20 protein-coding genes are annotated in these 21091 nt (G+C 69.9%); 13 read left to right on the top strand and 7 right to left on the bottom strand.

Annotated features, from left to right (window positions below; genetic code table 11):
- Positions 1 to 102 precede the first annotated feature (102 nt).
- Positions 103 to 930, top strand: a complete 828-nt coding sequence (locus ABTU92_RS08525; protein WP_408089579.1) for an MBL fold metallo-hydrolase — start codon at positions 103 to 105, stop codon at positions 928 to 930.
- A 40-nt stretch (positions 931 to 970) separates the two neighbouring features.
- On the opposite strand, the gene ABTU92_RS08520 is transcribed toward ABTU92_RS08525, so the two are convergent.
- The 7 genes from ABTU92_RS08520 to ABTU92_RS08490 form a co-directional block, all read right to left on the bottom strand.
- Positions 971 to 1471, bottom strand: a complete 501-nt coding sequence (locus ABTU92_RS08520; RefSeq protein WP_408089577.1) for a nucleoside deaminase — start codon at positions 1469 to 1471, stop codon at positions 971 to 973.
- Positions 1472 to 1500: 29 nt separating this feature from the next.
- Positions 1501 to 2355 carry an ABC transporter permease gene (locus tag ABTU92_RS08515; protein WP_408089575.1) on the bottom strand — a complete coding sequence of 285 codons (855 nt, stop codon included), beginning with the start codon at positions 2353 to 2355 and terminating at the stop codon, positions 1501 to 1503.
- Positions 2356 to 2362: 7 nt separating this feature from the next.
- Positions 2363 to 3142: an ABC transporter ATP-binding protein gene (locus ABTU92_RS08510; protein WP_408089573.1), complete on the bottom strand. Its 780-nt coding sequence runs from the start codon at positions 3140 to 3142 to the stop codon at positions 2363 to 2365.
- A gap of 215 nt (positions 3143 to 3357) precedes the next feature.
- Positions 3358 to 4350, bottom strand: coding sequence for an ABC transporter substrate-binding protein (locus ABTU92_RS08505; protein WP_408089571.1), 993 nt, complete (start codon positions 4348 to 4350; stop codon positions 3358 to 3360).
- On the bottom strand, positions 4347 to 5234 hold the full coding sequence (locus tag ABTU92_RS08500) for an alpha/beta fold hydrolase (protein WP_408089569.1): 888 nt from the start codon (positions 5232 to 5234) through the stop codon (positions 4347 to 4349). The genes ABTU92_RS08505 and ABTU92_RS08500 overlap by 4 nt, the downstream gene beginning before the upstream one ends.
- Entirely contained in the window at positions 5231 to 6211 is a 981-nt protein-coding gene (locus ABTU92_RS08495) for an isopenicillin N synthase family dioxygenase (protein ID WP_408089567.1), read from the bottom strand. Before ABTU92_RS08495 ends, ABTU92_RS08500 begins: the two co-directional genes overlap by 4 nt.
- Before the next feature lie 94 nt (positions 6212 to 6305).
- Positions 6306 to 7229 (bottom strand): LysR family transcriptional regulator, encoded by a 924-nt coding sequence (locus ABTU92_RS08490; protein WP_408089565.1) that lies wholly within the window; start codon positions 7227 to 7229, stop codon positions 6306 to 6308.
- 239 nt (positions 7230 to 7468) lie between these two features.
- Here ABTU92_RS08490 and ABTU92_RS08485 point away from each other — a divergent pair, with 239 nt between their 5' ends.
- The 12 genes from ABTU92_RS08485 to lpxD all read left to right on the top strand — a co-directional run bounded on the left by ABTU92_RS08485 (position 7469) and on the right by lpxD (position 21090).
- A complete protein-coding gene (locus ABTU92_RS08485) occupies positions 7469 to 7957 on the top strand; it encodes a hypothetical protein (protein WP_408089563.1) in 489 nt (162 codons plus the stop codon).
- A gap of 65 nt (positions 7958 to 8022) precedes the next feature.
- The gene (locus ABTU92_RS08480; protein WP_408089561.1) at positions 8023 to 8934 is read left to right on the top strand and encodes a manganese catalase family protein; all 912 of its coding nucleotides are present in this window, start codon (positions 8023 to 8025) and stop codon (positions 8932 to 8934) included.
- A gap of 212 nt (positions 8935 to 9146) precedes the next feature.
- Positions 9147 to 10151, top strand: coding sequence for a 30S ribosomal protein S2 (locus ABTU92_RS08475; RefSeq protein WP_408089560.1), 1005 nt, complete (start codon positions 9147 to 9149; stop codon positions 10149 to 10151).
- A gap of 225 nt (positions 10152 to 10376) precedes the next feature.
- A complete protein-coding gene (gene tsf / locus ABTU92_RS08470) occupies positions 10377 to 11300 on the top strand; it encodes a translation elongation factor Ts (protein WP_408089558.1) in 924 nt (307 codons plus the stop codon).
- Between the two features lie 132 nt (positions 11301 to 11432).
- Positions 11433 to 12149, top strand: a complete 717-nt coding sequence (pyrH, locus tag ABTU92_RS08465) for a UMP kinase (protein ID WP_408089556.1) — start codon at positions 11433 to 11435, stop codon at positions 12147 to 12149.
- 155 nt (positions 12150 to 12304) lie between these two features.
- Positions 12305 to 12865 (top strand): ribosome recycling factor, encoded by a 561-nt coding sequence (frr, locus tag ABTU92_RS08460; RefSeq protein ID WP_408089554.1) that lies wholly within the window; start codon positions 12305 to 12307, stop codon positions 12863 to 12865.
- Between the two features lie 59 nt (positions 12866 to 12924).
- Positions 12925 to 13698, top strand: a complete 774-nt coding sequence (locus ABTU92_RS08455) for an isoprenyl transferase (protein WP_408089552.1) — start codon at positions 12925 to 12927, stop codon at positions 13696 to 13698.
- 2 nt (positions 13699 to 13700) lie between these two features.
- The gene (locus ABTU92_RS08450) at positions 13701 to 14555 is read left to right on the top strand and encodes a phosphatidate cytidylyltransferase (RefSeq protein WP_408089550.1); all 855 of its coding nucleotides are present in this window, start codon (positions 13701 to 13703) and stop codon (positions 14553 to 14555) included.
- A 94-nt stretch (positions 14556 to 14649) separates the two neighbouring features.
- Positions 14650 to 15870, top strand: coding sequence for a 1-deoxy-D-xylulose-5-phosphate reductoisomerase (gene dxr, locus ABTU92_RS08445; protein WP_408089548.1), 1221 nt, complete (start codon positions 14650 to 14652; stop codon positions 15868 to 15870).
- A gap of 57 nt (positions 15871 to 15927) precedes the next feature.
- On the top strand, positions 15928 to 17079 hold the full coding sequence (gene rseP, locus ABTU92_RS08440; RefSeq protein WP_408089546.1) for an RIP metalloprotease RseP: 1152 nt from the start codon (positions 15928 to 15930) through the stop codon (positions 17077 to 17079).
- 167 nt (positions 17080 to 17246) lie between these two features.
- Positions 17247 to 19769 carry an outer membrane protein assembly factor BamA gene (gene bamA / locus ABTU92_RS08435; protein ID WP_408089544.1) on the top strand — a complete coding sequence of 841 codons (2523 nt, stop codon included), beginning with the start codon at positions 17247 to 17249 and terminating at the stop codon, positions 19767 to 19769.
- Positions 19770 to 20013: 244 nt separating this feature from the next.
- Positions 20014 to 21090: a UDP-3-O-(3-hydroxymyristoyl)glucosamine N-acyltransferase gene (gene lpxD, locus ABTU92_RS08430; RefSeq protein WP_408089542.1), complete on the top strand. Its 1077-nt coding sequence runs from the start codon at positions 20014 to 20016 to the stop codon at positions 21088 to 21090.
- The last annotated feature ends 1 nt before the right edge of the window (position 21091 follow it).

The following is a 21091-nucleotide window of genomic DNA, read 5'->3' as shown; positions in this document are numbered from 1 at the left end:
TCCCCGCGAAGGCGGGGACCCAGCGCAACACCACTGGATTCCCGCTTGCGCGGGAATGAGCGGAGTATGGGGCAAGGCGAGTCGACGAACGCGGAGTCCGACATGACGCTGACGGTCACGATCCTCGGCTGCGGCTCGTCGGGCGGGGTGCCGCGGCCGGCGCTCGGCTGGGGCGTGTGCGATCCCGAAAACCCGAAGAACCGGCGCCGGCGCTGCTCCCTCCTGGTCGACCGCGCCGGCCCCGAAGGGACGACCCGCGTGCTGGTCGACACCTCGCCGGACTTGCGCGAGCAACTCATCGACGCCGGGGTCGAGTGGCTCGACGCCATCCTCTACACCCACGAGCATGCCGACCACACCCACGGCATCGACGATCTGCGCGGCCTGTTCATCAAGCGCCGCAAGCGGCTCGACTGCTATCTGGACGAGGCGACCTGGCGGGTGATGTTCGCGCGCTTCGGTTATTGCTTCGTCACGCCGCCGGGCAGCCAGTATCCGCCGATCTGCAACGAGCACCGCATCGCGCCGGGCCATCCCGTCACCATCCACGGGGCGGGTGGCGCCGTGACGGCGCTGCCGTTCGTGCAGGACCACGGCGACATTCCCTCCCTCGGCTTCCGGTTCGGCGGCGTCGCCTACTCGGCCGATCTCGTCGACATGCCGGAGGAGAGCGCCGCGCTCCTGCACGGCCTCGACCTCTGGATCGTCGATTCGCTGCGCGACCGCCCGCATCCGAGCCATTTCTCGGTCGACCAGGCGCTCGCCTGGATCGACCGGCTGAAGCCGAAACGCGCGATCCTCACCAACCTGCACAGCGATCTCGACTACGCCGAGCTGAAGGCGCGGCTGCCGGCCGGCGTCGAGCCCGCCTATGACGGCATGCGCGTGCGGCTCGCCGACGGCGAGGCGGTGGTGGAGGAGAGGGCTTAGGCCGGCTCCTGGCGGACCGCGGCGCGCCCGGCCCTCGGGATCAACCGCGCGGCGTCCAGAAGCCGTCCTGCAGGGTGGCGGCCTCGTCTTCCAGCAACGGGCCGATCACGGCGACGGGGCGCTGGCCGGCCGCGAAAACGGTGCGGCAGGGCAGGTCGAGGGTCGGGTTCTCCGGATGGTCGCCGGTCTGCGCCTTCAGATGGCGCTCGCTCTGGCCGTAGACGACGCGGCCGATGCCGGCCCAGTAGATCGCGCCGGCGCACATCGCGCACGGCTCGGCCGACGTGTAGAGCGTGCAGGTCGCGAGGAATTTCGGCGGGTGCGCCCGCGAGGCGCGGCTCGCCAGCAGCCGCTCGGCATGCGCCGTCATGTCCCGGCCCTCGGCCGTGTAGCCGTTTCCCTGCTCCATCAGCACGGCGCCGTCGGGGCCGACCAGGATGGCGCCGAACGGATGGTCGCCGCCGTCGCGCGACCGGCGGGCGACGTCGAAGGCGCGGCGCAGGAAGGACTCGTGGTCGAGGTCGGGCAGGGGATGGCTCATGGCGTCGCTCATCTCGGCGGGCTGTCTCTTCAGCGCTCGGATTTCGGCAGCGACCACGGCACCAGGGTCCGTTGCGCCAGCCCGACCAGGCGGAACAGCACCAGGCTGATCGCCACCAGCACGACGAGGCCGGCGAACGCCGCCGGGATCTTGAAGAACGAGGTGGAGAACAGGATGAAGAAGCCGAGCCCGCGCTCGGCGGCGACGAACTCGGCGACGACGGCGCCGATCACGGCGAGCGTGGTCGAGATCTTCAGGGCCGAGAACAGGTGCGGCACCGCATAGGGCAGGCGGATGTGGAGGATCTCGCGGCTGCGCCCGGCGCGCAGCGAGCGCGACAGCTCGATCAGCTCCTCCGGTGTCGACAGGAGGCCCGTGACGGTCGAGACGACGATCGGGAAGAACGTGATCAGGAACGTGATCGCGACGCGCGGCAGGTCGGAGGCGCCGAGCGTCACGACGATGATCGGCGCCACCGCGACGATCGGGGTCGACTGCACCACGACCAGCATCGGGTAGAGGGTGCGCGACAGGAGCCGCGACGAGGCGAGCGCGACGGCGAGCGGCACCGACACGGCGATGGCGAGGACGTAGCCCATCAGCGCGACCCGCAGCGTCGCCCAGATATGCCCGAACCACACGTCGACGGGCGTCGCGAGCCCGGCCGACACGATGGCGCTCGGGGCGGGAAGCAGGAAGGACGGGATGGCGAACACATGCGTCGCACCCTCCCACGCGGCGAGCGCCGCCGCGAAGGCGAGCCCCGGCGCGAGGCCGTCGAGCCAGGCGAGAAGCGTCGTGCGCACGGCGGGGGCGGGCGCCGACGAGGGCGCGTCGGCGTCCGCAACGACGGTCTCGGAGGGGGCCGCGGTCGTGTCGGTCATGGCGGCCTCACGCGGCGGCGGGGCGGGAGAAGAGGGTGCCGCGGATGTGATCGGCGAGCGCATGGAAGGTCGGGTCCGTCAGGGTGGCGAGGGAGCGCGGGCGCGGCAGCGGAACGTCGAGAATCTCCCGCACGCGGCCGGGCCGCGGCGTCATCACCACGATACGGTCGGCGAGCAGCACGGCCTCCGGGATCGAGTGGGTGATGAACAGCACGGTCTTCGGCCGCTCGGACCAGATGCGCAGGAGCTCGAAGCTCATCTCGTCGCGGGTGAGCGCGTCGAGCGCCGAGAACGGCTCGTCCATCAGCAGGATGTCGGGGTCGAGCAGCAGGGCTCTGGCGATCGCGACGCGCTGCTGCATGCCGCCGGACAGCTCGTCGATGCGCTTGTCGGCGAAGTCGGCGAGGTCGACGAGCGCGAGGAGCTCGCGGGCGCGCGTCCGCTCCGCCTCGCCGACCCGCCCGTATTTGTGGCGCATCGGGAAGGTGACGTTGCCCAGCACGTCGAACCACGGCAGCAGGGTCGGGCGCTGGAACACGATGCCGATCTCGTCGCGCGGCTCGGTCACCGGCATGCCGTAGATCTCGACCGACCCGCGGGTCGGCGCGATCAGACCGGCGATCAGCCGCAGCAGCGTGGACTTGCCGCAGCCGGAGGGGCCGAGCACGGCGACGAACTCGTGGCGGCCGATGTCGAACGAGACGCCGTCGAGCGCCGTGACGGCGCGCCCGGCGGCGGTCTCGAAGACCTGGCCCAGTCGCTTGAAGGAGATCACCGGGGGCTGCATGATCGGTCCTTGTGAGATCGTTGCGATACGGGATCCGGCTGATCAGTTCGGTGGTCATTCCGGGGCGGCGCGCAGCGCCGAACCCGGAATCCAGCCGCGACCACGGCGGTTGGCCGGCACCCTGCCCCGGAATGACGGCGAGTCGATCCCTCGGAGACGGCGAAGATGCGGTCGCGGATCACGGCGGCCGCGATTGGCCGCCGTGCGCGCGCTCCTCACTTCGCCGCGGCGCGGTCGACCGCGGTCTCGGGGTCGAGCTTGTCGAGCGGCAGGTTCTGCGCCTTGGCGACCCACTCCCAGGAGGTCTTCAGCAGCTTGGGATCGAAGGCGCCGTCGCCGTCGCGCTTGGAGACGTCGTTGACCATCAGCGGGATCGACGAGACGAACTGCTTCTCGGCCGTGGCGACGTCGATCTCCGGCACCATCGCCTTCAGCGCCTCGGCCGCGGTCTTGGGGTCGGCGATCGCCATCCGGGTCGCCTCGGCATAGGCCTTGACGAACTTCTTCACGACCGTGGGTCGCTCCTTCAGCATCTTCTCGGAGACGAACAGCGACAGGCCGTAGCCGTCGTAGCCGTAGTTCGACCAGGGCAGCACCGCGAGCTTCTTCTTCGCCTCGCCGACCGGTCCTTCGAAGGCGGCCGCGACCGTCACCCAGTTGATGGTGGCGACGACCTGGCCGGCGGCCAGCATCGGGGCGAGGGCGCCGGGATCGACCTTCAGGAGCTGCACGCTCGCCGGATCGATGCCGTTCGCGCGCAGCACCAGCGGCCACGCGACATTCGAAGACGAGAAGGTCGCCGTCGCGATCTTCTTGCCGGCGACGTCCTTCAGGCTGGTGATGCCGGAGCCTTCGGTGGTGAAGATCGCGTCGGCCTGCTTGGTGTAGATCGAGTACACGGCCTTCACGGGCACGCTGGTCTCGGCCTTGGCCTGCAGCAGCGCCGCGAGCCCGCCGGTGCCGATGTCGGCCGCGCCGGTGCCGAGCTTGGTGACGACGTCGCTCGAGCCGCGTCCGCTCTGGATCACGACGTCGAGGCCTTCGGCGGCGAACAGGCCCTTCTTCACCCCGAGATAAGGCACCGCCTTGTCGCCGGCCGGCAGCCAGTCGATCATGAAGGTGACCTTTTCGGCGGCTCGGCCGGGGGTGCCGAGCAGCACGGCCAGCGACAGCGCCAGCATGGTGATCCGGGTCGCTCTGCCTGTCATCGAGTCCTCTCTCGCTGTGGAAGCCTGGTGGCGAAATCGTCGGCGGTGAGATCGTCGGCCGTGACGTGTTCGGCGGTGGCGTGTTCGACGCGGCGGCTCGCCGTCGTCGTCGTCGTGAGAAACGGTGTGATCACCTCGGCCAGCAGCCGCGGCGCGACGAGCTGCGGGGCGTGACCGGTCGGCAGCGATACTATGGTGGCACCCGGCACCAGCGCCTGCATGCGTCGCTGCAAGATCGGGACCACGGAACGGTCGGCCGTGGCCTCGACATAGAGCCGCGGCACGCGACCGAAGCGCGCAGCGGTGAGCCGGGGCCGCACGGCGCGGCCGCCCTCCGGCTGCGCCGTGAGTTTTCGCGCGGCGCTGCGGCCCGTCTCCGCGGGGCAGTCGTGATAGAAGAAGGCGAGCGCCGCGGCCTCCGGCACGGTGCTGCTGCGGCGGTCGTCGGACCAGACGAGATGCGGGCCGATGACGGCCGCCTCCGGATGCTCGTCGATCGTGCTGCGCACCAGATCGGCGAAGGCCATGCCGTCGGGCAGCATCATGCCGGTCACGTAGACGATGCGGGCGACGCCGTCGGGCTCGGCCTCCGCCACCTGCGAGGCGACGAGGCCGCCGCCCGAATGGGCAACGAGCGACACCGGTCGGCCGATGCGGGCCATCGCGGCGCGCACGTGCCGGACATAGAGATCGAGCGACACCGGCTGGGTCGCCGGCGTCGTGCCGTTGCCCGGCAGGTCGAGCGCTTCGGCCGTGAGGCCCGCTGCGGCGAGCTCGGGCACGAAGGCGTCCCACGCCCACGCGCCCTGCCAGGCGCCGTGGATCAGCAGCACCGGATCGAACCGCATCGCCGTCGCCGTACGGGCGCGTAAGGCCGGGCTCAAGCGTAGGTCCGGGCGTACATGTCCTTCAGATGCGCCTCGACTGTCGTCGGCGGATATTTGGGCTGATCACCGGGCGCCAGGCAGGTGGGGATGCAGTCGATCGGCTGATCGGGGTTGCCGGTGTAGAAGAACGGCACCGAGTAGCGCTCCCGGCCCGACACGTTGACGACCCGGTGCAGGGTCGAGCGGTAGCGGCCGTTGGTCCAGCGGGCGATCAGGTCCCCGAGATTGACCACATAGGCGCCCGGGACCGGCGGAGCGTGGATCCAGGTGCCGCCCGCCTCGTCCCACACCTGCAGGCCGCCGACGTCGTCCTGCAGCAGCAGCGTCAGGCTGCCGAAGTCGGTGTGGGCGCCGCAGCCCTTCTCGCCCGGCGCCGCGTTGGCGGGCTGCGGCGGGTAGTGCAGCAGGCGCAGCGTCGCCAGCGGGTCGCGGTCGAACACCGAGAAGTGGTCCTCGGGCAGGTCGAGCGACAGCGCGACGCCGCGCATCAGCCGTGCCCCGAGATCCAGCATGGCGGCGAAATAGGCCTGCATGGTCGGGCGGAAGCCGGGCAGGTCGGTCGGCCACTGGTTGGGGCCGCGGTTGAACCGCCGCGCCACGACGCGCGGATCGTCGAGCGGCAGGTCGGGGCCGATGTAGAAGCCTTCCTTGAGGTCGGGCGGGGCGCCGGGCTCGAGCGTCTGCCCCTTCAGCGGCTCGTAGCCGCGGTTGCAGAAGGAGAGCGCCTTGTCGATCGCCTGCTTGCGCGCCATCGGCTGGTCGAAGAACGCCTTGGATTCGGCCAGCACGGCGGTGATCAGGCCCTGCGGCACGCCGTGGCCGGTCACGTAGAAGAACCCCTTGTCGAGGCAGGCGGCCCGCAGCGCCGCGCCGACGGCGGCGCGGGCTTCCGGCCGCGATGCGCTGAGACCGGAGACGTCGATGATCGGCAGGTGCGCTTCGGCGATGCGCACGGCGTCGAGGGTAGCCGCCATGGTCAGGTCCTCCGTGACTATGGAAAAAACCCTAGGCAGCGGTGCCGTGTTCGCGAAAGAAGAGAATATGGCTCGGGCCGATGCCGAAACGGCATCAGTCTCGCGCGTTCTCCAGCTGCTCGCGGTCGGCGAGCGCCGCGGCGAGGATCTGGAGGAACACGTCGAGCACGGCCGGCAGCGACCGGCCGGCCCGCACATAGACGCCGAGGTCGCTCCACACCGGCCCGCCGCTGTCGAGCGGCACATGGACGAGCCGGCCCTCGTCGAGCTGGCGCTCCAGGCCGACCCGGGTCTGGAACGCGATGCCGGCGCCGCGCTCGGCGAGCTCGCGCATCAGCTCGATCGACGAGGCGGTGACCGACGGCTCGAACGAGCGCGGCAGGCGGGCGAGCGCCGGCCCGAGGAGCTGGTTGATCGAGAGGTCGGGCGTCGCCAGGATGATCGGGTGGTCGAGGCAGGCGGCGAGGCTGACGGTCTTTCGCCCCGCCAGCGGATGGCCCGGCGGCATGATGGCGCCGAGCTTGAAGCGGCTCACCGCCACCTGGCGCAGCTCCGGCGACCGGCGCAGCGCGAAGGCGACCCCGACATCGGCGTCGCCGGCCGCGATCGCGTCGGGAATCGCGAACGACCCCATGGTCGACACCGCGACCGTGACGCGCGGGGCGCGCGCCCTCAGCGTGCCGATCACCTCCGGCAGCAGCGCGCCGCAGACGCCCTCCACGGTGCTGATCTTGACGTGGCCGGCGCGGGCGCCGCGCAGCCCCTCGATGTCGGAGCGGGCGCGCTCCAGGTCCTGCAGCACCACGAGGGCGTGGCGGGCGATCGCCTCGCCGGCCGCCGTGAGCTTGAGGCCGGCCGGCAGCCGCTCGAACAGCGGCGCGCCGATCTCCGCCTCGAGCTTGAGGATCTGCCGGTTGACGGCCGAGGACGCGACGTTCAGGCGGCGCGCCGCCTCGCGGATCGAGCCGGCCCGCCGGACGGCGTCGAAATACACGATGGCGGCCGAATGGATGCGCACGCGGTCCTCTCGCGACCCGGAACGGCCCGGATCTTACCGCGCGAGAACGCCAGTTTCGAACGATTCCGCGCCGCCCGGGCGCCGCGGCGCCCCACGGTGCAACGGCCGGACGAGCCGCCGTGCCACAGTATCGAAACGGTAAGCATGTCTCGGGTTCGTCGAGTTTATCGGTGTCTCCTAACCGCTCGTTAACCGCTTCGGCGAAATCATGGTCCCGCCGCGCCACCGACGAGGATCGCATGTTCTTCCAGCGCACGACCGCGAAGTCCGTCGCCGTGATCGATGCGTTCCACGCCGCCGCGCCCGGGCTTCGAACCCCCGAGCACACGGTGGCGCAGGCGGCCTTCGCCGGCATCGCCCAGTCGGTGCTCGAGCGCCACCGCACCCGCAGCTACCGCTCGCTGCCGCGCCGGACGATCCGCGACCTCGCCCTGATCCTCGTCCTGGTGCACGACGACCAGCCGTCGTTCGACCGCGCCCTGGTGGCGACCGGAGTGCCGGTCGCCGACATCGTGGCCTTGCGCGAGCGCGCCACCCGTCGCGACGACCTGATCGAGCGCAGCCGGCTCGCCATGCGGATGGCGCTGGCCGAGGCCCGCGCGGTGCGCCGCGCCGCCCGCGCCGCGGCGCTCGCCGCCGCGGCGCCGCTCGACGACCCGCTCGAGGATATCCTCATGGCACCCGAGCCGCAGGCCCTGCGATCCGGCCACGGCCGTCTGGCCGCCTGATCCCGCATCACGAGGAACAACGCCGGACGGGCACGGTTGGCCGACGGGGGCAACCGGAGACCGTGATGTTCCTGCGCATTGATCGCCTGCAGACCGAGCTGCCGATGCCGAAGGAGGCCGACCCGAACGCGGCGGCCGCGCTGCAAGAGTTGCTCGGGGGGAAGTACGGCGAGATGTCCACGCTCGGGAACTACCTGTTCCAGAGCTTCAACTTTCGCAGCAAGTCCAAGCTCAAGCCGTTCTACAGCCTGGTCGCCAACATCACGGCCGAGGAGCTCGGTCATGTCGAGCTCGTCTCCACCGGTGTCGCGATGCTCAACAACGGCCCCGGCGACCCGGAGGAGTACGACATCGGTGCGGCGCCGTTCGAGGACATGAAGGACATCCGGCTCGCCGCCTCCTTCCTGTCCAACGGCGGCGGCGCCATGCCGATGAACTCCAACGGCGCCTCGTGGAACATGGACTTCGTCACCACCACGGGGAACGTGATCTTCGACCTCCTGCACAACTTCCATCTCGAATGCGGGGCGCGACTGCACAAGCTGCGCGTCTACGAGACGCTGACCGACCCGACCGGCCGCGAGGTCTGTGGCTACCTGCTGGTGCGCGGCGGCGTCCACGCGCACGCCTATGCGCTGGCGCTCAAGAAGCTGACCGGCGTCGAGATCGAGAAGATGCTGCCGACCCCGAACATCCCGACCGACCGGATCCCGGAGTCCGCCAAGTATCTGGAGGAGGGGTCCCACCGCCGGCTCTACCGCTTCAGCCCGGACGACTACAAGGAGATGGCCGGCATCTGGGGTGGCGGCGAGAAGGCGCTGCCCGACGATCCGAAGGGCACGCTCGAGGTGGTCGACGGGCCGCCCGAGGGCGGCAAGATCCCGGAGCTGGAGGGAACCCCGTCGGCTTTCGCGCCCGACTACGCGCCCGAGGAGATGTACGAGATCGCCACCAAGCTCTGGAAGAAGTCCCGATAGAGCCGGGCAGACAGGCCGGCTTCATGGGGCGGTCGGGACGGAAGTCCCGGCCGCCCCGTTGCATTTTGGGGCCCGCGCCCCTATAAGCGCGCCATCTCACACGCGGATTCCGTAGGCTTCGTGCCGTCCGGTGGCGTCGGGCGACCCTTTCGCGTTCACGCGAAAATCGTCCGGGCTACATGATCCGCGGAGGAAAAACCGGAGAAGACTCAATGGCGCTGCCTGATTACAGCATGCGCCAGCTGCTCGAAGCTGGCGTGCATTTCGGCCACCAGGCCCATCGCTGGAACCCGAAGATGAAGGATTACATCTTCGGCGCCCGCAACAACATCCACATCATCGACCTCGCCCAGACGGTGCCGCTGCTGCACCAGGCGCTGAAGACGATCTCGGACACGGTCGCCCGCGGCGGCCGCATCCTGTTCGTCGGCACCAAGCGCCAGGCCCAGGACATCGTCGCCGACAGCGCCAAGCGCTGCGCCCAGTACTACGTCAACTCGCGCTGGCTCGGCGGCACGCTGACCAACTGGAAGACCATCTCGGAGTCGATCAAGCGGCTGCGCAAGCTCGAAGAGATGCTGTCCTCCGGCGAGGCCCAGGCCTACACGAAGAAGGAGCGGCTGACGCTCACCCGCGAGCGCGACAAGCTCGACCGGGCGCTCGGTGGCATCAAGGACATGGGCGGCCTGCCCGACCTTCTGTTCGTGATCGACACGAACAAGGAGGACATCGCGATCAAGGAGGCCAAGCGCCTCGGCATCCCGGTCGCCGCGATCGTCGACACCAACTGCAACCCGGACGGCATCACCTACATCGTCCCGGGCAACGACGACGCCGGTCGGGCGATCAGCCTGTACTGCGATCTCGTGTCGCGCGCCGCCATCGACGGCATCTCGCGCGCCCACGGCGAGGCCGGCATCGACATCGGCGAGGCCGAGGCTCCGATCGTCGAGGATCTGCCCGGCGAGGCCGCCCCCGGCGGCGTCGGCTACGAGCAGCTCTCCGGGCCGCGCGGCGTCGCCGACGACCTCAAGAAGCTGACCGGCGTGTCGCCGGCGATCGAGCGCAAGCTCAACGACCTCGGCATCTTCCACTACTGGCAGATCGCCGCCTTCGGCCCCGACGCGGCGAGCCATGTCGGCGACGCGGTCGGCCTGCCGGGCCGGGTCGAGAAGTGGATCGCCAAGGCCAAGGAGCTGAGCGCCGAGGCCGAGTGACGACAAGGGCGGCGCCGGGCAGGGGTCCGCGCCGCCTTCGACCCGCGAATGCAGCCGCCGGTCCGCCGGTCGGCGGCATCGTCACGGGGACGTCAAGTTAGTCGTGGATGCCCGGGGCCGGCGCGGCCGGACGGGTCCGGCTTCGACCGGACGGTCCGGTCACCGACCGGACGATCCGGTCCTTCGACCGGACCCGCGAGCGTCCCGTCCAGAGGACAATTCGAGATGGCGAACATCAGCGCTTCCTTGGTGAAAGAGCTCCGCGACAAGACCGGCGCGGGCATGATGGACTGCAAGGCCGCCCTCGGCGAGACCAACGGCGACCTCGAGGCGGCGGTCGACTGGCTGCGCAAGAAGGGCCTCGCCAAGGCTGCCAAGAAGGCCGGCCGCATCGCCGCCGAGGGCCTGATTGGCGTCGCCGTCAAGGACAAGAAGGGGGTCGTCGTCGAGGTCAACTCGGAGACCGACTTCGTCGCCCGCAACGACCTGTTCCAGGGTCTCGTCCGCATGGTCGCCCAGGTGGCGCTCGACGTCGGCACCGACATCGAGAAAATCGCCGCCGCCAAGGTCGGTGACACGACGATCGCCGAGGCGCTGTCCTCGGCCATCGCGACGATCGGCGAGAACATGACGCTGCGCCGCGCCGCCGGCCTCGAGGTGTCGCAGGGCGCCATCGGCCAGTACGTGCATTCGTCGGTCGGCGAGGGCCTCGGCAAGATCGGCGTGATCGTCGCGCTGGAGTCGCCCGGCAAGGCCGACGAGCTGGTCGCGCTCGGCCGTCTCGTCGCCATGCACATCGCCGCGTCGAACCCGCTGGCGGTCGACGAGTCCGGCGTCGATCCGGCCGTGGTGGCGCGCGAGAAGGAAGTGCTGGCCGACAAGGCGCGGCAGCAGGGCAAGCCCGACAAGGTGATCGAGAAGATCGCCGAGTCCGGCATCAAGACCTTCTACAAGGAAGTCTGCCTGCTCGATCAGCCCTACATCCACGACACCGGCAAGACCGTCGCCCAGGCCCTCAAGGAGGCCGAGGGCAAGGTCGGCGGCGCCATCAAGGTGACGGGCTTCGTGCGCTACGCCCTCGGCGAGGGCATCGAGCGCAAGGAGTCGGACTTCGCCGCCGAGGTCGCGGCCGCGGCCGGGCAGGGCTGATCTCCTCGATCGTGATCGCGGCGCGGCCTACGGGCCGCGTCGTCACATGAGGTCGCGGCTCGACACCACCGGACGAACTCGTCTCACCCGAGATCGTCACGCGAGGTCGAGCGGCTGCGCGGGGGAGGTCACATGTCGTCGGCGCCGTATCGTCGGGTCATCGTCAAGCTCTCGGGCGAGGCGCTCGCCGGCACCGAGCCGCACGGCATCGATCTCGACACGGTCGATCGCTTCGCCGCCGACCTGATCGCCGCCCAGGCGCTCGGCGTCACGCTCGGCGTCGTCGTCGGCGGCGGCAATCTTCTGCGCGGCGCCACCGCCGCCTCGCACGGCGCCGACCGCACCATCGCCGACGTGATGGGGATGCTGGCGACCGTGATGAACGCGCTGGCGCTCGAGTCGGCGATCGAGCGGCTCGGCGGGCGCGCCCGCACCGTCTCGGCGATCGCCATGCCGCAGGTCTGCGAGACCTACGAGCGTCGCGCCGCGCGCCGCCATCTCGACGACGGCCGCATCGTCCTGTTCGCCGCCGGCACCGGCAATCCGTTCTTCACGACCGACACCACGGCGGTGCTGCGCGCCGCCGAGATGGGCGCCGAGGCGGTGCTCAAGGCGACCAATGTGGACGGCGTCTACAGCGCCGATCCCAAGCGTGATCCGACCGCGGTGCGCTACGACCGTCTCGGCCTCGACGAGGCGATCGAGAAGCGCCTCGGGGTCATGGATCTGACCGCGTTTTCCCTTGCCCGGGACCATCGCATCCCTATCATCGTGTTCTCGATCCGCGAGCCGGGGGCCGTCGAGTCGGTCTTGCGAGGAGCCGGTCGCGCCACCATCGTCGGCGGCTGACGTGCGGGCGCACGCGATCCCGACGACGGCGGGGCCACCGGCGAGACCGCGATGCCTTCCGGGTTCGCAGCGTCCCTAGCGTTCATAGCGAGCGGCGCGCCCGAAGAATCCGAGTCCCGCTCGGATCCGGCGGCATCGCTTCTGGAGAAGTGTCGATGAGCGAGACCTACGACATCAACGAGCTGAAGCGCCGCATGCAGGGCGCCATCGGGGTGCTCAAGCAGGAGCTCGGCGGCCTGCGCACCGGCCGCGCCTCGACGGCTCTCCTCGATCACGTCCAGGCCGAGGTCTACGGCAGCCACATGCCGCTCAACCAGCTCGCCTCGATCAGCGTGCCGGAGCCCCGGCTGATCAGCGTGCAGGTGTGGGACAAGTCGGCCGTCCACGCGGTCGAGAAGGCGATCGTCGCCGCCAATATCGGCTTGACGCCGAACACCGAAGGCCAGGTGATCCGCCTGCGCGTGCCGGAGCTCAACGAGGAGCGCCGCAAGGAGCTGGTCAAGGTCGCCCACAAGTACGCGGAGACGGCCCGTGTCGCGGTGCGTCACGTCCGGCGCGACGGCATGGAGGTCCTGAAGAAGCTCGACAAGGACGGCAAGATCGGTCGCGACGATCACGAGCGCATGTCCGAGGAGGTCCAGAAGGCCACCGACCAGGCGATCGCCGACATCGACCACGCGCTCGCCACCAAGGAAAAAGAGGTCATGACGGTCTAGCCCGGCGCGCGGGGTGAGGGGGTGGATGACGTTGTGATCGGGGCGCCCGGAGCCGAGCCATGTCCACGGCCGTGACGACGTCGGAGGCGGCACGCGGCGGGCCCGGACCGGGCTGTGCCGCGCCGCGGCACGTCGCAGTGATCATGGACGGCAACGGACGGTGGGCGGCGCAGCGCGGCCTGCCGCGCCGCGAAGGTCATCGCCGCGGCGTCGAGGCGCTGCGGCGCACCGTGCGGGCGGCCGGTGCGCTGGGCATCGGCATCCTCACCATCTTCTCGTTCTCGTCGGAGAACTGGTCGCGGCCGCCGTCCGAGATCAGCGACCTGATGGGTCTCCTGCGGCGCTTCATCCGCAACGACCTCGTCGACCTGCACAAGAGCAACGTGAAGGTGCGGGTGATCGGCGAGCGCACGACGCTCTCGCCCGACATCGCCGGCCTGCTGCGCGAGGCCGAGGACCTGACCCGCGCCAACACCGGCCTCGTCCTCGTCGTCGCCTTCAACTACGGCTCGCGCCAGGAGATCGCCCGCGCGGCGCAGCGCCTCGCGGCCGAGGTCGCGGCCGGCCGCCTCGCCCCGGAGGCGATCACGGCCGAGCTGATCTCCTCGCGCCTCGACGCCCCCGACATCCCCGATCCCGACCTCATCATCCGCACCAGCGGCGAGCAGCGCCTGTCCAACTTCCTCCTGTGGCAGGCCGCCTACAGCGAGCTGGTGTTCGTGCCCCTCTACTGGCCCGAGTTCGACCAGGCCGCCCTCGAGGGCGCGATCGCCGAGTACCGGCGACGCGAACGTCGGTTCGGCGGCCTGGCGGCGGCGGGCGCCGGAACGTGACCGTGCCCGATGACGCGAACTCGACTGCCATCCCCGATTCATCTGCCAAGAAACGCAGCGACACGCTGATCCGCGTCGTCTCCGCCGTGGTGCTGGCGCCGCTGGCGATCGGCGCCGTGCTGGTCGGCGGCTGGCCGTTCGTCCTGTTCTGGACCGTGGCGGCGATCGGCGTGCACTGGGAGTGGGCGTCCGAGATCCTCGGCCTGCCGCGGAACCCGCAGGCGGTCGGAGCCGGGACGCTGGCCTTCGCCGGGCTGGTGGCCGGCCTGGGGCATCCGGGCCTCGCCGTGCTGGTTCTCGCGGGTGGTCTCGTCGCCATGGCCGTGTGGTTCGCCGAGCGGCGCGCCTGGTGCGTCGGCGGGCTCGCCTATGCGGGCCTGGTGCTGGCCGGCCCGGTGGTGCTGCGGGCCGATGCCGTGTGGGGCGTGACGGCCATCTTCTTCCTGTTCGCCGTGGTGTGGGCGACCGACGTGCTCGCCTATTTCGGCGGCCGCACCTTCGGCGGTCCGAAGCTCGCCCCCTCGATCAGCCCGGGCAAGACCTGGTCGGGCGGCATCACCGGGGCGGCCGGCGGCGTGGTCGCCGGACTTCTCGTCGCGGCGCTCGCCGGGGTTCCGAATCTCCTCGCCGTGGCGGCCCTCGCCTTGGTACTGTCCGCCGTCTCGCAGGCCGGCGACCTCTTCGAGTCGGCCGTCAAGCGGCGCTTCGGGGTCAAGGATTCCAGCCGGATCATTCCGGGACACGGGGGCCTGATGGACCGGCTCGACGGCTTCCTGGCCGCCGCCGGGACGGCCGCCCTGCTCGGGGCGATGCGCGGCGGCCTCGACGGCGCGGCGCAGGGACTGCTGGTCTGGTGAGGGCAACTCTCGTAATGGCCCTTGCGGTCACCGATGGTTGCGGTGACCACCGCTCGCGTGATTGCTCGTCTGGTGATTGTTCTGGTGTATCGACATGAGCCCCGTTCCCTATGACATGACGCCGGCCGTCGCCCCCGTGGAGCGCAGCGTGACGCTGCTCGGGGCGACCGGCTCGATCGGATCGTCGACCGTCGACCTGATCCGTCGCGCCCGCGACCGCTACCGGGTCGAGGCCGTGACGGCCGCGAGGAACGCCGCGGCGCTCGCCGCGCTCGCCCGCGAGCTCGGGGCGAGGTTCGCCGCCGTCGCCGATCCGGCCCTCTACGAAGACCTCAAGCGCGAGCTGTCCGGCAGCGGCATCGAGGCGGGGGCGGGGCCCGAGGCGCTGGTCGAGGCGGCGCGCCGGCCCGCCGACTGGGTGATGGCCGCCATCACGGGCGCCGCCAGCCTGAAGCCGACCCTCGCCGCCGCCGACCGCGGCGCCATCGTGGCGCTCGCCAACAAGGAGTGCCTGGTCTGCGCCGGCACCCTGTTCATGCGGCGGGCCGCGGCGGCCGGCGCCACCGTGCTGCCGGTCGATTCCGAGCACAACGCGGTGTTCCAGTCGCTCGCCTCCGGCCGCCGCGCCGAGGTCGCCCGCATCATCATCACGGCTTCGGGCGGACCGTTCCGCACCTGGCCGATCGAGCGAATCCGCCAGGCGACCGTCGAGGAGGCGCTCAAGCACCCGAACTGGTCGATGGGGCCGAAGATCACCATCGACTCGGCCTCGATGATGAACAAGGGCCTCGAGATCATCGAGGCACACCACCTGTTCGCGGCCTCCGCCGACGAGATCGACGTGCTGGTGCATCCGCAGTCGATCGTCCACGGCGGCATCGAGTTCGTCGACGGGTCGATGGTGGCCCAGATCGGCCCGCCCGACATGCGGGTGCCGATCGCCCATTGCCTCGCCTGGCCGGCCCGGATGGCGGGGGCGACCCGGCTGTCCTTCGACAAGCTCGCCAACCTGACCTTCGAGGCGCCCGACGAGGTGCGGTTCCCGGCGTTGCGGCTCGCCAAGGCGGCGCTGACGACCGGGCAGGGGGCGCCGACCGTGCTGAACGCCGCCAACGAGATCGCGGTCGCGGCGTTCCTCGACCGCAAGATCGGCTTTCCGCACATCGCCGCCCTGGTCGAGGCGACGCTCGACGCGAGCGCCGCCCGCGGCGTGCTGCGCGAGCCGGCCGATCCCGACGAGGCGGTGGCCGTTGACCATACGGCCAGATCGCTCGCCCGCGACCTCTTGCCGGAAATCGCCGCAAAGGCATTCTAGCAAGATTAACAAATGGTGGACGGTCGTGTCCGTCCCACAACCCCCGACGAGGTCGTGATGGGATCCAATCTGCTCGCGTCGATCAACGATCTCGGCCTCGGCTTCCTCGGCTACCTGATCCCGTTCCTGTTCGTGCTCACCATCGTGGTGTTTTTCCACGAGCTCGGGCACTACCTGATCGCCAAGTGGAACGGTATTAAGGTGCTGACATTCTCGATCGGATTCGGTCCCGAGATCGTCGGCTTCGACGACCGCAGCGGCACCCGCTGGAAGCTCTCGGCGATCCCGCTCGGCGGCTACGTCAAGTTCTTCGGCGACGAGAACGCGGCGAGCGTGCCCGACCAGGATGCCCTGTCGGGCCTCTCCGAGGCCGAGAAGCGGCAGACCTTCCCGGGCCAGTCGGTGGGCGCGCGGGCGGCCGTCGTGGTCGCCGGTCCGCTGGCGAATTTCCTTCTCGCCATCGTCATCTTCGCCGGCATCTTCATGTTCCACGGCAAGCAGGTCACGAGCCCGCGCGTGGATACGATCCAGACCGGGAGCGCCGCCGAGGCGGCCGGCTTCGCGGTCGGCGACGTGGTCCGCGCGATCGACGGCCGGCGGATCGAGAGCTTCTCCGACATGCAGCGCATCGTCGGCGGCTCGGCCGGCCAGACGCTGCGCGTCGAGGTCGACCGCGGCGGCGCGCCCGTGACCCTGTCGGTCGTGCCGACGCTGCGGGAGATCAAGGATAATTTCGGCAACACCCATCGCCAGGGCGTGCTCGGAATCACCCGCTCGATGGCCGCCGAGGACGTCAAGCTGGAGACTGCCGGCCCGCTCCGGGCGGCGTGGATGGGTGTCGGGGAGACCTGGTTCATCGTCGAGCGGACGCTCGGCTACATCGGCGGCATCGTCGTCGGCCGGGAGAGCGCCGACCAGCTCGGTGGCCCGATTCGCATCGCCCAGGTCTCGGGTCAGGTGGCGTCGGTGGGATTCGTCGCCCTGATGCATCTGGCGGCGGTGCTGTCGGTGTCGATCGGTCTCCTCAACCTGTTCCCGGTGCCGCTGCTCGACGGCGGGCACCTCGTGTTCTACGCGATCGAGGCGGTGCGTGGCCGGCCCCTGTCCGAGCGCGCCCAGGAGGTCGGCTTCCGCATCGGCTTCGCTCTCGTGATCATGCTCATGATCTTCGCAACCTTTAACGATATCCTGCACTTGGCCTCGTCATAATGTGCGCACAAGTCTGCCATAATGTGTGACGTGACGGCCACTGGGGGCGCCCAAATGGAGGGTCTGGGGGGACTCTCTGTTCCCAGCGGTGGCTAAAGCCGATACAAGCGGAGGCGGAATCGTTCGCGACGGGCGGTGGTGGGGATTCTTTTGGGGGCCCATAGCGTATGGCACTGGGGTTGAAGGCAAATCGGACGTTTTTCGCGATCGCCTTGATGGTCGCTCAGACGTTCACGGCGGGGGTCGTCGCGACCGTGTCGGTCACGCCGGTCCAAGCGCAGTCGGCGTCGCAGATCGTCGTCGAGGGCAATCGGCGCGTCGAGGCCGATACGATCCGGTCCTACTTCAGGACCGGACCGGGCGAGCGTCTCGATGCCGCGAAGATCGACGAGGCCCTCAAGTCGCTCTACGCGACGGGCCTCTTCCAGGATGTGCGGATCACCCCGTCGGGCGGACGCATCGTGGTCACCGTGGTGGAGAACCAGGTTCTCAATCGCGTGGCCTTCGAAGGCAACCGCAAGATCAAGGACGAGCAGCTCTCGACCGAGGTGCAGTCGAAGCCGCGCGGCACCTTCTCGCGCGCCATCGTCCAGGCCGACACCCAGCGCATCGTCGACATCTATCAGCGCGCCGGCCGGTACGACGTCCGGGTCGAGCCGAAGGTCATCGAGCTGCCCAACGGCCGCGTCGATCTGGTCTTCGAGGTCGACGAGGGCGGCAAGACCGGCGTCGCCAAGATCGTCTTCGTCGGCAACAAGGCGTTCTCCGACTGGCGCCTCAAGGACGTCGTCAAGACCGGCGAGACCAATTGGCTGTCGTGGCTGAAGAGCAACGACATCTTCGATCCGGACCGGGTCGAGGTCGACCGCGACCTGATCCGCCGCTTCTACCTGCGCAGCGGCTTCGCCGACGTGCGCGTGGTCTCGGCGATCTCCGAGTACGACCCGTCCCGCAAGGGCTTCATCATCACCTTCACGATCGACGAGGGCGACCGCTACAAGTTCGGCTCGGTCGAGATCCAGTCGTCGGTCCGCAACATCAACGTCGATCAGCTCCGCGCGCGGCTGCGGACCAAGCCGGGCGGCGTCTACAACGCCGACGCGGTCGAGAAGACGGTCGAGGATCTCACCGTCGAGGTCGCCAAGCTCGGCTATCCGTTCGCCAACATCCGGCCGCGCGGCGACCGTGACTTCAATGCCCGCCTCGTCAACGTCGTCTACGTGATGGAGGAGGGGCAGCGGGCCTATATCGAGCGGATCAACATCCGCGGCAACACCCGCACCCGCGACTACGTGATCCGACGCGAGTTCGACATCGTCGAGGGCGACGCCTACAACCGGGCGCTCATCGACCGGGCCGAGCGGCGCATCAAGAACCTCAACTACTTCAAGAGCGTCCGCATCACCAACGAGCCGGGCTCGGCGCCCGACCGGGTGATCGTGAACGTCGACGTGGAAGAGCAGGCGACCGGCGAATTCTCGGTCTCCGGCGGCTACTCGACCGCGGACGGCTTCATCGGCGAGGTGAGCGTCGGCGAGCGCAACCTGCTCGGCCGCGGCCACGTGGCCCGCGCCTCGCTCACCTACGGGCAGCGCTCGCGCGGCTTCGAGCTGTCCTTCGTCGAGCCCTATCTGATGGGGCAGCGGCTGGCCTTCGGTGTCGACGTGTTCGGCAAGGAGACCACCTCGACGAGCTACTACTCCTACACGTCGAGCACCCTCGGCGGTAACCTGAAGCTCGGCATTCCGATCACCGACAACCTGTCGATCCAGCCGCGCTACACCGGCTACCGTCAGGAGATCGAGCTCTCCAACGCCTACAACAACTGTAACAACCTCAATCCGAACTGGATCGACTCGTTCCCGACCACTCTGTTCTATGGCCAGAGCCCGGCGACGACGTACCAGGGCGTCGGAACGAACATGAACTGCTACGCCGACGGCGAGGCTTCGCTGGCGGTGCGGCGCGAGCTCGCCAACGGCCCGGTCTTCGTCTCGGCCCTGGGCGCGACGCTGAGCTACAACACGCTCGACAACAACAAGAACCCGGCCAACGGCCTGCTCGTCACCGTGTCCGAGGACTTCGCCGGCGTCGGCGGCGACGTGAACTACTCGAAGACCACCATCGACACCCGCCTCTACAACGAGATCCTGCCCGACGTCGTCGGCTCGGTCCGGGTGCAGGGCGGCTTCGCGACCGGCTGGGGCGGCGAGAGCCTGCGCATGCTCGACCACTTCCAGGGCGGTCCGAACCTGGTGCGTGGCTTCCAGACGGCCGGCTGGGGTCCGCGCGACATCACGCCGGGCACCAACCAGGACGCGCTGGGCGGCTCGATGTACTGGGCCGTCAACCTCGAGGTCCAGACGCCCCTGTTCTTCGCGCCGAAGGACTTCGGCATGAAGCTCGCGGTGTTCGCGGATGCCGGCCAGCTCACCAACTACGAGGGGCCGACCTCCTGGGCCGCGCGTGGCCTGGTGATGACCTGCCCGGGCCAGGCCATCAACACGCAGAATCCGATGGCCAACGTGCCCTGCTATGGCGACGACAACATGATCCGCTCGTCGGTCGGTGTCGGCCTGATCTGGGCCTCGCCGTTCGGTCCGCTGCGCTTCGACCTCGCCTATCCGATCTCCTACGCGGATTACGACAAGAAGCAGATCTTCCGGTTCGGCGGCGGCACCAAGTTCTGACGCTGCGCCGATCCCGCGCCGCCCAGGGATCCACCGGCCGGCGCCCGAAACACCCGCCCGGGGCCTCGTGCCCCGGGCGTCGCATTTCGGCCACCCGCAAAAACCGGGGTGCGAGGGCCATCGGGGCGTTGTCAGCCCCGGCCGAAACTGGCAACCCTCTCGCCATGTTTCATCAGGCCGATCGCCGCATTCATCCCATCGCGCCCCGTCGCCGGCATCGCCACCCCGGGGCTGTGTCGCCGTCATGAGCGAACCGTTCTTCTTCACGCCCGCGACCACGCTGTCGCTCGCCGAGATCGCCCGCCTGACCGGCGCCGAGCCGGCGGCCGGGGCGCCGCTCGACCGCGTGATCCGCGACGTCGCGACCCTCGACCAGGCCGGTCCGTCCGACCTCGCCTTCCTGGAGAACCCGCGCTATCTCGACGAGCTTTCGCGCAGCCGCGCCGGCGCCTGCCTGATCGCGCCACGGCTCGCCGCCGCCGTGCCCGAGCATCTGCCGGCCCTGGTCGTCAAGGACCCGCACCGGGCCTTCGTCGCGGTCGCCCGCGCCCTCTATCCGGCCGCCCTGAAGCCCGCCTCGCTGTTCGGCGGCCAGGGCGTCGCACCCGGCGCCTCGGTGCATCCGGCGGCCCGCCTCGAGAGCGGCGTCACGGTCGATCCCGGCGCCGTCGTCGGGCCGGGGGCCGAGATCGGCGCCGGCACCGTGATCGGGCCGACCGCCGTGATCGGGCCGGGCGTGCGGATCGGCCGCGACTGCGCCATCGGGGCGGGCGTGACGCTCACCCATTCGCTGGTCGGCGACCGCGTGATCATCCATCCGGGCTGCCGCATCGGCCAGGACGGCTTCGGCTTCGTCATGGGGCCGGGCGGCCACCAGAAGGTGCCGCAGCTGCGCCGCGTGATAATCCAGAACGACGTCGAGATCGGCGCCGGCACGACGATCGACCGCGGCGGCACCCGCGACACCGTGATCGGCGAAGGCACCAAGATCGACAACCTCGTGCAGATCGGCCACAACGTGCTGATCGGCCGCCACTGCGTGATCGTCGCCCAGGTCGGCATCTCGGGCAGCACCGTGCTCGAGGACTACGTCGTCCTCGGCGCCCGCTCCGGCACCAACAACCACGTGGTGATCGGGCAGGGCGCCCAGGTCGCGGCGCTCAGCGGGGTCAATTCCGACATCCCGCCGGGCCAGCGCTGGGGCGGCTTCCCGGCCAAGCCGGCCAAGGCCTGGATGCGCGAATTGCGCGCCATCAACCGCCTCTCCCAGGGCAAGGGCGGCGGCGACAAACCCGAACGATCAGATGACGAAAAGCATTGAG

Origin of the sequence: Rhodoplanes sp. SY1 (assembly GCF_046000175.1) — a bacterium.
In the GTDB taxonomy this organism is placed as follows: Bacteria; Pseudomonadota; Alphaproteobacteria; order Rhizobiales; family Xanthobacteraceae; genus Rhodoplanes.
Note: the sequence above shows the minus strand (reverse complement) of the source record. Positions and strands in the feature narration are given on the sequence as shown.

Bases quoted from the DNA above. Each gene is read 5' to 3' on its own strand.
- ABTU92_RS08480 (WP_408089561.1), top strand. From the start codon at position 8,023: ATGTTCCTGCGCATTGATCGCCTGCAGACCGAGCTGCCGATGCCGAAG.
- bamA (WP_408089544.1), top strand. From the start codon at position 17,247: ATGGCACTGGGGTTGAAGGCAAATCGGACGTTTTTCGCGATCGCCTTG.
- dxr (WP_408089548.1), top strand. From the start codon at position 14,650: ATGAGCCCCGTTCCCTATGACATGACGCCGGCCGTCGCCCCCGTGGAG.
- ABTU92_RS08475 (WP_408089560.1), top strand. From the start codon at position 9,147: ATGGCGCTGCCTGATTACAGCATGCGCCAGCTGCTCGAAGCTGGCGTG.
- rseP (WP_408089546.1), top strand. From the start codon at position 15,928: ATGGGATCCAATCTGCTCGCGTCGATCAACGATCTCGGCCTCGGCTTC.
- pyrH (WP_408089556.1), top strand. From the start codon at position 11,433: ATGTCGTCGGCGCCGTATCGTCGGGTCATCGTCAAGCTCTCGGGCGAG.
- tsf (WP_408089558.1), top strand. From the start codon at position 10,377: ATGGCGAACATCAGCGCTTCCTTGGTGAAAGAGCTCCGCGACAAGACC.
- ABTU92_RS08525 (WP_408089579.1), top strand. From the start codon at position 103: ATGACGCTGACGGTCACGATCCTCGGCTGCGGCTCGTCGGGCGGGGTG.
- ABTU92_RS08515 (WP_408089575.1), bottom strand. From the start codon at position 2,355: ATGACCGACACGACCGCGGCCCCCTCCGAGACCGTCGTTGCGGACGCC.
- frr (WP_408089554.1), top strand. From the start codon at position 12,305: ATGAGCGAGACCTACGACATCAACGAGCTGAAGCGCCGCATGCAGGGC.
- ABTU92_RS08510 (WP_408089573.1), bottom strand. From the start codon at position 3,142: ATGCAGCCCCCGGTGATCTCCTTCAAGCGACTGGGCCAGGTCTTCGAG.
- ABTU92_RS08455 (WP_408089552.1), top strand. From the start codon at position 12,925: ATGTCCACGGCCGTGACGACGTCGGAGGCGGCACGCGGCGGGCCCGGA.
- lpxD (WP_408089542.1), top strand. From the start codon at position 20,014: ATGAGCGAACCGTTCTTCTTCACGCCCGCGACCACGCTGTCGCTCGCC.
- ABTU92_RS08505 (WP_408089571.1), bottom strand. From the start codon at position 4,350: ATGACAGGCAGAGCGACCCGGATCACCATGCTGGCGCTGTCGCTGGCC.
- ABTU92_RS08520 (WP_408089577.1), bottom strand. From the start codon at position 1,471: ATGAGCCATCCCCTGCCCGACCTCGACCACGAGTCCTTCCTGCGCCGC.
- ABTU92_RS08485 (WP_408089563.1), top strand. From the start codon at position 7,469: ATGTTCTTCCAGCGCACGACCGCGAAGTCCGTCGCCGTGATCGATGCG.
- ABTU92_RS08495 (WP_408089567.1), bottom strand. From the start codon at position 6,211: ATGGCGGCTACCCTCGACGCCGTGCGCATCGCCGAAGCGCACCTGCCG.